At 68.7% G+C, this 12874-nt stretch carries 9 protein-coding genes, 1 tRNA gene and 1 pseudogene; 5 read left to right on the plus strand and 6 right to left on the minus strand.

The window, feature by feature from the left end; translation table 11 throughout:
* Positions 1–166: 166 nt before the first annotated feature.
* Both LG391_RS32500 and LG391_RS32505 read right to left on the minus strand, forming a co-directional pair.
* On the minus strand, positions 167–826 hold the full coding sequence (locus LG391_RS32500) for a hypothetical protein (RefSeq protein WP_225772962.1): 660 nt from the start codon (positions 824–826) through the stop codon (positions 167–169).
* Between the two features lie 193 nt (positions 827–1019).
* The gene (locus tag LG391_RS32505; protein WP_225772963.1) at positions 1020–1919 is read right to left on the minus strand and encodes an AraC family transcriptional regulator; all 900 of its coding nucleotides are present in this window, start codon (positions 1917–1919) and stop codon (positions 1020–1022) included.
* A gap of 171 nt (positions 1920–2090) precedes the next feature.
* Between LG391_RS32505 and LG391_RS32510 the strand changes: the two genes are divergently transcribed.
* Positions 2091–3044: an aldo/keto reductase gene (locus LG391_RS32510; RefSeq protein WP_225772965.1), complete on the plus strand. Its 954-nt coding sequence runs from the start codon at positions 2091–2093 to the stop codon at positions 3042–3044.
* Between the two features lie 232 nt (positions 3045–3276).
* Here LG391_RS32510 and LG391_RS32515 read toward each other — a convergent pair whose 3' ends face one another.
* The 3 genes from LG391_RS32515 to LG391_RS32525 all read right to left on the minus strand — a co-directional run bounded on the left by LG391_RS32515 (position 3277) and on the right by LG391_RS32525 (position 7695).
* Positions 3277–4920 carry a calcium-binding protein gene (locus LG391_RS32515; RefSeq protein ID WP_225772967.1) on the minus strand — a complete coding sequence of 548 codons (1644 nt, stop codon included), beginning with the start codon at positions 4918–4920 and terminating at the stop codon, positions 3277–3279.
* A gap of 86 nt (positions 4921–5006) precedes the next feature.
* A complete protein-coding gene (locus LG391_RS32520; RefSeq protein WP_225772969.1) occupies positions 5007–7016 on the minus strand; it encodes a hypothetical protein in 2010 nt (669 codons plus the stop codon).
* A gap of 355 nt (positions 7017–7371) precedes the next feature.
* On the minus strand, positions 7372–7695 hold the full coding sequence (locus LG391_RS32525; protein ID WP_225772971.1) for a hypothetical protein: 324 nt from the start codon (positions 7693–7695) through the stop codon (positions 7372–7374).
* Here LG391_RS32525 and LG391_RS32530 point away from each other — a divergent pair.
* Positions 7694–8731, plus strand: a complete 1038-nt coding sequence (locus tag LG391_RS32530; RefSeq protein ID WP_225772973.1) for a LacI family DNA-binding transcriptional regulator — start codon at positions 7694–7696, stop codon at positions 8729–8731. The genes LG391_RS32525 and LG391_RS32530 overlap by 2 nt on opposite strands.
* 9 nt (positions 8732–8740) lie before the next feature.
* On the opposite strand, the gene LG391_RS32535 is transcribed toward LG391_RS32530, so the two are convergent.
* Positions 8741–9241, minus strand: coding sequence for an MmcB family DNA repair protein (locus tag LG391_RS32535; protein WP_225772975.1), 501 nt, complete (start codon positions 9239–9241; stop codon positions 8741–8743).
* Between the two features lie 287 nt (positions 9242–9528).
* Between LG391_RS32535 and LG391_RS32540 the strand changes: the two are divergent.
* From LG391_RS32540 to LG391_RS32550, 3 genes and pseudogenes are all read left to right on the plus strand, one after another.
* Positions 9529–11184: pseudogene (locus LG391_RS32540) on the plus strand (type I secretion system permease/ATPase); the annotation flags it as partial.
* Between the two features lie 214 nt (positions 11185–11398).
* Positions 11399–12649: an HlyD family type I secretion periplasmic adaptor subunit gene (locus LG391_RS32545; protein ID WP_255646974.1), complete on the plus strand. Its 1251-nt coding sequence runs from the start codon at positions 11399–11401 to the stop codon at positions 12647–12649.
* Between the two features lie 140 nt (positions 12650–12789).
* Positions 12790–12866, plus strand: a tRNA-Arg gene (locus LG391_RS32550).
* Positions 12867–12874 lie beyond the last annotated feature (8 nt).

The following is a 12874-nucleotide window of genomic DNA, read 5'->3' on the forward strand; positions in this document are numbered from 1 at the left end:
ACCCCTCCCCCTGCCCCCTCCCGCAAGGGGAGGGGGAGAATGGAAGGCTGCGGCGGTGTCGATTTCGCGGGTTGGGTTCGCGGCACGCGAACCAGTTCCCGTTCCCCAGCTGATATGCCCGAGGTCGTGCATCCAGAGATGCGTCGACATTTTCTGGATTGCCGGGTCAAGCCCGGCAATGACAGCTGGAGGGATCGCGTCTACCCGGTGTCCGGCGGCTTGCGCCGGGCAGGGGCAGCGGAACGCGGCTCGGGCGGATCCGCGGCGTCCTCGCCGTCCTGCGGCGCAGGAAGCCGAGCTCCTCCATCGCCTCGTCGGCCATCTCCAGCCACTGCTCCACCCGCACCGGATAGCCCCAGCGCCGGCACAACGCCGCCACCGCCACCTCCGGCCGGCTGGCCTCGATCAGCTCCACCACCTCCGGCCGCTCCAGCCGCTCATGCATCTCGGCTTCACGGCGGTCGGCCTCCTCGCCGTCCCCGGACACCTCATAGGCCGCCGCCATCATCGCGAGATTCACCCGCAGCCCGTGCCAGTCCTCCTGCGCCGCCTCGCGCTGCGCCGCCGCCTTGCGCTTCTCCTCCGCCTGCCGCGACAGCTTGGCCTCCAGCAGCAGGGTCAGACGCAGCGACCGGGTGACGACGGCGATCCGCTGGCCATAGTCGACGCCGGGCTGCGGCGCCTCCACCGCTTCGGTGCGGGTGGCCTCGATGATCTCCATATGGACGTCCGCCGCCCGGGCGAGCATGCGCAGATGCCGGGCCGTCCGCTCCTCCTGAGGAGCGGGCGCGGCCTCCGATGTCCGATCGGTCTGCGTCGCGTCCATGGAACATAGCATGAACACGAACAAGCCGCCCTCGCAATGAACATTGTGTTTACAGCACCATCTTGGCCCTCATCGGCCTTCCGCGTCATCGCGAGGTGCGAGGCACCATGGCGATCCGGAGGCGGAGCCGCTGGTATAGCCGGGCGCGCACTTAAGAGCGGTATTCTGATGCGCCGACATCGGCAGGCTGAACTCAAGCCACCACTGCCAAGCCCGGCGAGGCGCGCAAACGGGCTATGTCGCGTGCCGGCGGTTCTCCAAAGTGGCGGCGATATTCGCGACTGAACTGCGAAGGGCTTTCGTAACCCACACGGAGGGCGGCGGTCGTGATGTCGATGTCCTCTACCAGCATCAGGCTGCGCGCGTCCTGCAGCCGGAGCTGCTTCTGAAACTGCAGCGGCGTCATCGCCGTTACGGCGCGAAAATGCTCGTGCAGGCTCGACGGACTCATGCCCACTTCCGCGGCAAGCCGTTCGATGCTGAACCGTTCCCGGACGTGCTGCCCGATCCAGGCGATGGCGCGGCCGATCTGGGCCACCCGACCCTGGCTGGAGGTGATGTGGCGCATCCTGGCGCCGTCCGGGCCGACCAGCAGGCGATAGAGAATTTCCTGCTCGGCAAGCGGCCCGAGCACGGGCAGCGCTGCCGGATCGTCGAGCAGACGCAGCAGGCGCAGGACCGCGTCGAGTAGTTCGGTACCGGCGTCGGACACCGTCTTGCCTATGGGCGGTGAGGGCGCTCGGGGCGGAGGCGGCACGCGCAACGCCAACTGCCCCAGCATGACCGGATCGAAATCGAGGTACAGGCAGAGATAGGGCCTATCGGGCGTCGCCTCGACCACCTGACCCGTTACCGGCAGGTCATGGGTGACGATCCCATAGCGGCCCGGTGCATATCTGAACACGCGGTCGCCCAGCGTGACCTCCTTTCGCCCCTGCGCGACGAGGCACAGTTGCGGCCGGTAGACATTCGGCATCGGCATTGTGACCGCGGAGGATCGAACAAGCGTCATACGTTCGATCGAGGTGCCGTGAAAGCCATCCCTCGAGACATGCCGGGCAATTATCCCGGCGATTCCAGTCAGTGGTTCCATGAAACGGATCGTCGCACGCGCGCGGAAGGTCGTAAACGCGCGACGCGGCTTCTGGAGGATCGGGCAGAAATCCCGGCCTATCGGGCTAACGGCTCGGCGTCACCACGCATCACGATGCCGGCAGCGCCCGGGTCACGGCAAACCGGGCTGCGGAACAGGCATGGAGCGAACATGACATTCGACAATCTGAAACTTCCCAAGGTCGCGCTGGGGACCTGGGCTTGGGGCGACAGCGGCGAGGCTGGCGACGGCTACTTCGGCAGCCACCTGACTCAGGCTGACCTGGAAGAGGTCGCGGACAAGGCGCATGCGGCCGGCTTCACCTTGTGGGATACCGCCGTGGTATACGGGATGGGCCGTTCAGAGACCGTGCTCGGGGAGGTGCTGAAGCCCTACGCCCGCAGCGACTGCCAGCTCTCCACGAAGTTCACCCCGCAGGCCGCAGGGACCGCCGACGATCCGGTCGCGGACATGCTGGAGCAGAGTCTGGCACGCCTCGGCACGGACTACATCGACCTCTACTGGATTCACAACCCGGCCGATGTCGCGCGGTGGACTCCGCACCTGATCCCGTTGCTGAAGAGCGGGAAGGTCAAGCATGTGGGCGTCTCGAATCACAATCTGAGCGAAATCGAGCTCGCCAACCGGATTCTCAGGGAAGCCGGGTTCCGGGTCGAAGCCATCCAGAACCACTACAGTCTTCTTTACCGCAGCTCCGAGGAAGCCGGCATCCTGGACTACTGCCGCAACCAGGGCATCCCGTTCTTCGCCTATATGGTGCTGGAACAAGGCGCCCTGAGCGGCAAATACAGTCCGGAGAACCCGTTGCCGGACGGCAGCAACCGGGCGAAGATCTACAATGGCATGCTGTCCCGGCTGAAGGCGCTGACGGACAAGCTCGCCTCGATCGGCCAGAAGCAGGGGGCCGCGGCTGCCGATGTCGCGACGGCTTGGGCCATCGCCAAGGGCACAACGCCGATCGTCGGCGTCACCAAGCCCAACCACGTCGATGGTCTGGTCCGAGCCGGCACCATGACGCTCTCCAGCACCGATATTGTAGAGCTGGAAGCTCTCGCTGACGCCGCTAACGTGAACACCCGCGGCTGGTGGGAAAAGGAAATGTAAAGTCTGAAGCTCCCCTGTCCCGAAACCGCGGACCGCCGTTCCGAGCAATACGGCAGGCGATCATCTCGTCCTCTTCGGGGACAGACCGGCATCCCGGCGGGTGCTGGGGCGCGTCGGCTTCGCGCCGGAGGACGAGGTCATGCTGGACGGGGCGCCGGCGATCCGCTGACCCGCTATCCCTGATGGTCCCTGCGAGCGGCCCGGATGCGCCTTGCACCCGGGCCGCCGATGATCACAGCACGAAGTCCGCTGCCGTGAGGGCGTGGTCGGAATAGACGGTGATGATCGCGTCCTGGACCCGGTCGCCGGTGGTCTCGAGATAGACGCCCTGGCGGCCGTCGCCGAAATCCACCACCCGCACCTGCCCGGCGACGCCGGCGGTGAAGTTGCCGGTGCCGAAGGTGAAGGCCGTGTCGCCGTTGGCGCTGTTGCCGTCGGCATCGATGCCGGACAGGTCGATCCTGTCGCCGGTCGAGACATCCGAGATCACGTCCCGGCCGGACGCCGCCACCGTGCTGTCGCCGACCGCGGTATAGACGAAGCGGTCGTTGCCGGCCCCGCCCTTCAGCGTGTCGGCCCCGGCCCCGCCGCTGAGCACGTCGTCGCCGGCACCGCCCCAGAGCCCGTTGGCGCCGCCGTCGCCGCTGAGGACGTCGTTGGCGTCGGATCCCTGCAGCTGCTCGATCCCGGTCAGCGTGTCGCCCTGGGCGTCGCCGCCGGTACCGGTGCCGGAAGCGAGGTCGACCGTCACACCCGTCCGGCTGGCGGTGTACACGGCGGTGTCGATGCCGGCGCCGCCGGTCAGGGCATCGGCCCCGGCCGCGCCCTGGAGGCGGTCGTTGTCGTCGCCGCCGTCGATCCGGTCGTCGCCCGTGCCGCCCCAGATCGAGTCGTTGCCGGCCCCGCCGGAGACCACATCGTTCTCGCTGCCGGCATTGACCGAATCGACGCCGCCGCCACCGTTGATGGTGTCGACCCCGGCTTCGCCGAAGATGATGTTGTTGCCGTCGTTGCCGGTCAGGCTGTCGTCGAAGCCGGAGCCGCGCAGGTTCTCGATATTGGCCAGCGTGTCGCCCTCGGCGTCACCGCCCATGCCGGTGCCCGCCACCAGGTCCACCGTCACCGCGGCGGCCGAGCCCTCGTAGCTGGCGAAGTCCGACCCGTCGCCGCCGTCGATCACGTCCGCGCCCGCGCCGCCGGTCAGGATGTCGTCGCCCTCGATGCCGTTGAGCGTGTTCGCCGCCGCATCCCCGGTCAGGATGTCGTTCAGCTGGCTGCCGCTGACGCCTTCGATGCCGGAAAGCTGGTCCCCGGCGGCGTAGCCGCCCTCCGCCTGGCCGGTGGCGAGATTGACCGTGACGCCGGCATCCGAGTTGAGATACGCGGTGACGTCGTGGCCGTCGCCGCCGATGAGCGTGTCGGCGCCCCAGCTGCCATGCAGCTCGTCATTGCCGGCGCCACCATCGATGACATCGTCGCCCGCCATGCCGATGATCCGGTCATCGCCCTCGATGCCGAGGAGCGTGTTGTTTCCCGCATCACCCCACAGGTTGTCGTTCAGCTGGCTGCCGCTGACGCCCTCGATGCCGGACCAACTGTCCCCAGCGGCAAAGCCCCCTTCCGCCTGGCCAGTGCCGAGATTGATCGTGACGGCGGCGTCCGAGTTGAGATAGGCGATGATGTCGAAGCCGTCGCCGCCGTTCAGCGTGTCGTTGCCCCAGCTGCCGTGCAGCTCGTCATCACCGGCGCCGCCGTCGACGAGGTCGTCGCCCTGCATGCCGATCAGCCGGTCGTTGCCGCCCAGGCCGCTGATGGTGTCGTTCTCGGCGGTGCCGCTCAGGTTGTCGGCACCGTCCGTGCCGTTGATGATCGCCATTGTCAGGTCCCCTTCAAAGATTTCATTGCAAAACGTCAGAAAGCCCAAGGGCCGGGCGCCTTGCGACGCCCGGCCCCAAGGAAGAACTACAGCACGAAGTCCGACGCGGTCAGGGCGTGGTCGGAATAGACGGTGATGATCGCGTCCTGGGTCCTGTCGCCATCGACATCGAGATAGACGCCCTGGCGGCCGTCGCCGAAATCCACCACCCGCAGCTGGCCCGCGACGCCGGTGAAGTTCCCGGTGCCGAAGGTGAAGGCAGTGTCGCCGTTGGCGCTGTTGCCGTCCGCGTCGATGCCCGACAGGTCGATCCGGTCGCCGGTGGCGAAGTCCGAGATGACGTCCCGGCCGGCGGTCGCCGCGGCGCTGTCGCCGATCGCGGTGTAGACGAAGCTGTCGTTGCCGGCCCCGCCCTTCAGCACATCGGCCCCGGCGCCGCCGGTGAGCACGTCGTCGCCGGCGCCGCCCCACAGCGTGTTGGCGCCGGCATCGCCGGTGAGGGTGTCGGCGAGGTTCGAGCCGATCACCTGCTCGATCCCGGTCAGCGTGTCGCCCTGGGCGTCGCCGCCCGCGCCGGTGCCGGAAGCGAGGTCGACCGTCACCGCTGCGGCGGAGTGGCTGTAGACCGCGGTGTCGATGCCGGCGCCGCCGGTGACGGCGTCGGCCCCGGCCCCGCCTTCGATGTAGTCGCTGCCCTCACCGCCATCGATCTCGTCGTCGCCGGCGCCGCCCAGGATGGTGTCGTTGCCGGCCTCGCCGAAGACGATGTCGTTCTCGCTGCCGGCGTCGATCGAGTCGTTGCCGATGCCGCCATGGATGGTGTCGATCCCCGCGCCGCCGACGAGACGGTCGTTGCCGTCGCCGCCGTCGAGGCTGTCGTCGCCGGCCTCGCCCGAGAGCGAGTCGTCGCCGCCATTGCCGATGATGGTGTCGTCGCCCAGCTCGCCGCCAATGATGTTGCGGTCGTTGCTGCCGGTCAGGGTGTCCGCATTGCTCGAGCCGTACAGGTTCTCGATGCCGGTCAGCGTGTCGCCGTCGGCATCACCGCCCAAGGCGGTGCCGGCCAGCAGGTCGACCGTGACCCCGGCCGCCGAGCCCTGGTAATTGGCGAAGTCCGAGCCGTCGCCGCCGATCAGCTGGTCGGCGCCCGCCCCGCCGCGGAGCGTGTCGTCGCCCGCCCCGCCATCGATCACATTGGCGTCGGCGCTGCCGTAGAGATGATCGGTGGAGTCGGAGCCGGTGAGGTTCTCGATGCCGGTCAGCGTGTCGCCCTCGGCGTCGCCGCCCGAGGCGGTGCCGGCCGAGAGGTCGACCGTGACCCCTGCCGCCGACTCGCCATAGAAGGCCGTGTCGATGCCATCGCCGCCATCGATCGAATCGGCGCCGTCGAGCCCCTGCAGGATGTCGTCGCCGGCCCCGCCGGTGAGCGTGTCATTGCCCTGGTCGCCGTTGAGGATATCGGCTCCCGCCCCGCCCTGCAGGGTGTCGTCGCCCTCGAAGCCGTGGAGCTGGTCGGCGCCGTCGCCGCCCGCCAGCACGTTCGCCAGCGCGTTGCCGCGGAGGTTGTCGTCGAAGGCGCTGGCCGTGACATTCTCGAAACTGGTCAGGGTGTCGTCGCCGTCGCCGCCCCTGCCGGCGCCGGTCTGCAGGTCGACCGCAACCGCCGCGGCCGCGTTGCCGTAGAAGGCGGTGTCGATGCCGTCGCCGCCGTCGAGCGCGTCCGTCCCGGCGCCGCCGTCCAGGATGTCGTTCCCGACGCCTCCGGCAAGGGTGTCATCGCCGTTAATGCCCCGCAGGACGTCGTCCCCGCCCCCGCCCTGGAGGTTGTCGTTGCCGTCGAAGCCCCGCAGGATGTTGGCATTGGCGTCGCCGACGAGGGTGTCGGCGAAGGCGCTGCCGTTGATGTTCTCGATGCTGGAATAGGCATCGCCGGCGGCAAAGCCCCCGGATCCCGAATTCGTCACGAGGTTGACGTTCACGGCGGCCGTCGAGGTCTCGTAGGACACCGTGTCGTTGCCGGCGAGGCCGTTATACGTATCGGCGGTACTCAAGCCGTCGAAGAGATCGTTACCGGCAGTTCCGTTGATGACAGCCATGATATGCACCCTCCTTCGAAGTCAGCGGCGCCGTCACGGGGCCAAGCTCCGCGCATCGCCGGAGGCGGGCACGGCCCTGGGCTTTCTCATGATTGGGTTCGATAGGATCGTTCCACCGGCGCAGGTGGCGTATGCGCGAAAACGCACTCCTCGGAATTGAGGATTAAACAAAAATGTCAAGATAGGTAGGACGTATCGCCTATCGTCCCGATTCATCGACAAAAACTGAAAATACGGCAAGAAATTTTTCTCGCACTCTCAAAAATAATTTTGAGACTCCAGCTCAAAGCACGGAATCCCTAGAGATGAATTGTCAGGATATGCCAAATATTGATAAATGAATTTGATCATTATTTTATAAATTTAATACATGAATAAGACCGACGCCGATGCCTTCCGGAGTGATGTGTCTCTGCAGACCTCGCAAGGCCCGGCCGTTCAGCCCGGACCAGCCGAGACCCGAGCCGGCAATCGATTGCCAGATAGTGGCAACGTTACCCTGCTTTGCAAGAGCTTTTTCCCGGGTCACTTTGGAATGGTTTCGATCGACCATATGGGCCGCCGCCCCCGCCCGCGACGACCCGTCGTCACCGGGCGGCACGGCAGCGGCGAAAGCAGGAAGAATACGCAGGATTATGGGCAGGCGCCCGAGCGGCCACGAGGCTTTCGGCCCCCTCATGCGCGATGTCGCGAGATTGGCCGGCGTCGCGACGTCGACGGTCAGCCGCGCGCTGGCCAATCCCGGCCGGGTCAACGAGACGACGCGGCGCCGGATCCTCGCCGCGGCCGAGCAGCTGGGCTACGTCCCCAACGCCGCTGCCCGGAACCTGCGCGTCGGCGCGTCCAACATCGTCATGGCCGTGCTGTCGGAGCCGGCGATCGCCAACGGCGCCTCGCAGATCGTTCCCGAAGTGCTGCAGACCGTCGCCGCGACCCTGTCGGACAGCGGCTTCAACCTCCTGATCGCCGGCCGCAGCCGATCCGCGGCGACAGAGACGCATATCCCCGACCTGGCGGTCGGCGGCATCGTCCGCGGCGCGATCCTGATCGGGGCCGCGGAGCCGCCGTCCTTCGGGCGGCGGTCGCTCGCCGGCGCCGGCATCCCGGTCGTGTCGGTGCTGCAGGACCGCAGCGCGGCCGGGATTCCGAGCGTGGTCGGCAACGACCGCGAGGCCATGCGCGATGCGGTGCTGCACCTGATCGGCCTGGGCCACCGGTCGTTCTTCTACATCGCCGGCCCGGCCGGCAGCTATCACGAGGCCGAGCGGTTCGGCGGGCTGGCCGACGCGCTGGCGGCCGCCGGCCTCTCCGAGCGGGCGGTGGTCCGCCACGGCGGCGGCCATTCCTTCCAGGACGGATTCCAGAGCGGCATCCGCGCCGCCCGGGCCTATCTGGCGCGGGAGCGGCGCCCGACCGCGGCCGTCGCCTGCTGGGACGGCGCCGCGATCGCCTTCATGAGCACGGTGCGGGCGCAGGGGGCGGCCGTGCCCGGCGACGTGTCCGTCCTGGGCTTCGACGGGGTTCCGGTGGGCGCCTTCTGCGAGCCGCCCCTGACCACGCTGCGGCAGCCGACGGCGGAGCTGGGGGCGAAGGCCGCCGAGATGCTGCTGGCGCTGCTGGACGGCGATGCCGCCGCCCCGCCGCTCAAGACCACGCTGCCGAACCGGCTGCTGGTGCGTGGCAGCACGGCCGGCCCCCGCAACGCGCGGGCGTAGCCATCCCGCTCAGATCGCGCCGGTGCCGCGCCAGCCGACCAGCGCGCCTTCGTCCTCCAGCAGGTGCAGGCGCTGGGCCGCGACGCGGCCGAACTCCAGCACCAGGGCCTTGCGCCGGGGCGGCGGCAGGCGATGTTCCGGCGGCGGGCGCAGCAGCACGGCGTCGAAGCCGTCGGCGACGATCAGGCCGCAATCCGGGCCGATCAGCTCCTGCGGGAAATCCTCCGGCACGGCGAAGCAGAAACGATCGCAGTAGGCGGCGTAGTTCGGCCATTTCCGGTCGCCGCGGAAATCGGCGATCGAGACCTTGACCTCGACCAGGGTGATGCCGCCCGCCCCGTCGACCGCGAAGATGTCGGCCCGACGGCCGTCGGGCAGGCCGAACTCCGGCAGGCTGGCCTGGCCGGCGGCGGCGAACCAGCGCCGGACGCCGCGCGTGACCTGCACCGTCTGCAGCCGCGCCAGGGAGTCTAGCCCGGATATCCGGGCTGAGTTGCTTCTTTGTTCCATGCGGGGCCATCCTAGCGCCCGACCGGCCCCGCCGCCAAGGGGTCAAGGATCGGTCGCGAAACGGTCAGAATTTTGCCAAGCGAAGCGCAGAATCTGTCGAGACAATGGGTGTTCCCTGTGAGACAGTTACAAAACTCGGAATGAATTATTCAAATACGGGTCCTCAGGGGGTTTCAGTTCGCTTTCCGGTAGCGAGGCGGTCTGTTTCTCGATCAGTATAAGCCGGTATATAAAGTCGGCTTCGGGCGCTGGCGCCTGGGGACGCCGACGAGGGGATAAAAGACATTATGGCGAAGACCGAATCGACACCGCCGAGCGCCGCCCGCCGGGCCCTGCAATCGGTCAGGCCATGGTTCCTGGTGGCGGGGGCGTTCAGCTTCGTCATCAACCTCCTCGTCATGGTGTCGCCGCTCTACTCCTACCAGCTGTTCGACCGGGTGCTGGGCAGCGCCCATATCGAGACGCTGGTGTTCCTGACCATCGTCGCCTGCTTCGCCTTCATCATCCTCGGCTGGATCGACGGGCTGCGCTCGGCCCTCCTGGCCCGGATCGGCACCCGGTTCGAGCGCCAGCTGGCCGGCACGCTGGTCGAGACCGGGGTGAACGGCGCCGTGCTGGGCGCGCCGGTGGGCGGCCAGGCGCTGCGCGACCTGTCGCAGATCCGCGCCTTCATCGGCGGTCCGGCGATCGGCCCGCTGTTCGACGCCCCCTGGGCGCCGGTCTTCATCATCGTCATGTTCCTGCTGCACTGGGCGCTCGGGGTCACGGCCCTGCTGTCCGCCATCGTGCTGTTCGGGCTGGCGCTGGCCAATGAGAAGATGCTGCGCGGCCCGACCACCGACGCCAACAAGCTGCAGGTCACCGCCCAGCGCCAGGCCGAGGGCGCCATCCGCAGCGCCGAGACGGTACGCGCCATGGGCATGCTGCCGGCGCTGCTGACCCGCTGGCGGCGGGACCAGGAGGCGGCGCTGCAGGGCCAGGAGAAGGGCGCCGACCTGTCGTCGATCATCGCCGGCGCCTCGAAATTCGTCCGCATCTTCGTGCAGAGCCTGGTGATGGGCGTCGGCGCCTATCTGCTGCTGCACGGCGAGCTGACCTCGGGCGGCATGATCGCCGGGTCGATGATCCTGTCCCGCGCGCTGGCCCCGGTCGAGCAGGCGATCAGCTCCTGGCGCCAGTTCATCAGCGCCCGCCAGTCCTATGAATCGATCGAGAAGATCCTGACCGCCCTGCCGAAGCGCCGCGACGGGCTGACCCTGCCGCCGCCGACCGGCAAGGTGCAGATCGACAAGCTGGTGTTCGTGGCGCCGCAGGCCAAGACCCCGATCATCAAGCGCGTCAGCTTCGAGATCGCGGCCGGCGAGGTGCTGGGCGTGGTCGGGCCCTCGGCCTCGGGCAAGAGCACGCTGTGCCGCCTGCTGTGCGGCATCTACCCGCCGACCGACGGCGCGGTCCGGCTCGACGGCGCCGATCTCGGGCAATGGTCGCCGGAGACGCTGGGGCCGTATCTCGGCTATCTGCCGCAGGCGGTCGACATCTTCCCCGGCACGGTGGCCGAGAACATCGCCCGCATGGGCGAGGTCGACTCCGAGGCGGTGGTGGCGGCGGCGCAGCTGGCCGGCGTGCACGACATGATCGTGCGGCTGCCGCAGGGCTACGACACGCCGATCGGCGACGGCGGGGTGCCGCTGTCGGGCGGGCAGCGCCAGCGCGTCGGCCTGGCCCGCGCCGTGTTCGGCAACCCCAAGCTGGTGGTGCTGGACGAGCCCAACTCCAACCTCGACGCGGATGGCGAGGCGGCGCTGATGGGCACGATCGCCGGGCTGAAGGCCCAGGGCACGACCGTCGTCATCGTCGCCCACCGTCCGCAGATCCTAGCCGATGCCGACCGCCTCCTGGTGATGCGCGACGGCGAGATCGCGCTGCTCGGACCGCGGGCCGAGGTTCTGGCCCGCATCGCTGGACCACGCGCCGCAGAGACCACGCCGGCGCCAAAGGGAAGTTCGGAAAATGTCGCTTATCCCTCAGGAGCCTGGACAGCCACTGCCGCCAGCCGTCCGCAGCAGCCCCCGCCTGCCCGCTCCGCCGGATGGGACGGTCGCGGCGCTGAAGCGCAACGCCTACGGCCTGAACCGCCTCAGCCTGATCGGCGGCGTCGTGATCGGCGTCTTCGTCTTCGGCTTCGGCGCCTGGGCCGCGGTGGCCCCGCTGGCCTCGGCCGCGATCGCCAACGGCGTGGTCAGCCCGGAAGGCAACCGGCGCACGGTGCAGCACCTGGAAGGCGGCATCATCCGCGAGCTCCTGGTCAGGGACGGCGCCGAGGTCAAGGCCGGCGACACGCTGCTGGTGCTCGACGACACGCGCGACCTGGCCAGCTATGATTCGGTGCGCATGCAGCGCCTGGCCGACATCGCGGCGCTTGCCCGGCTGGACGCCGAGCAGGCCGGCGCGGCCTCGATCGCCATGCCGCAGGAGGTGCTGGACGAGGCGGCGAAGAACCCGGTGGCCGCGGCCCTGGTGCGGGCGCAGCAGGAGCAGTTCGTCTCCCGCCGCGAATCGATCCTGGGCCAGAAGTCGGTGCTGGAGCAGCGCGTGGCCCAGAGCCGCGCCGACATCGAGGGGCTGCGCGCCCAGATCACCGCGGCGAACACCCAGCTCGACCTGATCCAGCAGGAGATCGACGGCGTCGCCCCGCTGGTGGCCAAGGGGCTGGAGCGCAGGACGCGCCTGCTGCAGCTGCAGCGCGGCCAGGCCCAGATCGAGGGGCAGCGGGCGTCCGACACCTCCTCCATCGCCAAGGCCGAGCAGACCATCGGCGAGAGCCAGATGCGGATCCTGGCGCTGGACAGCGACTTCCGCGACAAGATCGCCCAGGAGCGCGCCAGCACCCAGAAGGAGCTGGCCCAGCTGGAGGAGAAGCTGCGGTCCACCGGCGACGTGGTCGGCCGCACCCGCATCCTGGCGCCGGTCGACGGCGTCGTGGTGAACCTGAAGTACCACACGCTCGGCGGCGTCATCCAGCCGGGCGCGCCGATCCTGGAGCTGGTGCCGAAGAACGAGCGGCTGGTGATCGACGTGCAGGTGCAGCCGAACGACATCGACACGGTGCGCGAGGGGCAGTCGGCGCTGGTCCGCTTCACCGCCTATCACCAGCGCAACATGCCGCGGATCGACGGCCGCGTGATCTATGTCGCCGCCGACAGCACCCAGGACGAGCAGACCAAGCGGTCCTACTTCCTGGCCAAGGTCGAGGTCGACCCGACGCTGCTGAAGCAGGTGGCGCCGCAGATCAACCTGTCCGCCGGCATGCCGGCCGAGGCCTCGATCCAGACCGGCACCCGCACCGCCCTGCAATACGCGGTCGACCCGCTGGTGCACGCCTTCCAGCGCAGCTTCGTCGAGGACTGAGGCGGGCATCCGGTCTCGGGCGAAACGGAGAGGCCACCCCCGCCCGGCGCGGGGGTGGCCTTCTTCGCATCCGGCCTCCGCGCCGCGACATCACGGCGGGGGTGTCATCGCCCTCGCCGGCTTGCTATAAGGGCGCCCGGGTCCCCGTAGCTCAGCAGGATAGAGCGGCTGCGTCCTAAGCAGCGGGTCGGGAGTTCGAATCTCTCCGGGGACGCCATCCGCCCG

It is taken from the genome of Inquilinus sp. Marseille-Q2685, assembly GCF_916619195.1.
In the GTDB taxonomy this organism is placed as follows: domain Bacteria; phylum Pseudomonadota; class Alphaproteobacteria; order DSM-16000; family Inquilinaceae; genus Inquilinus.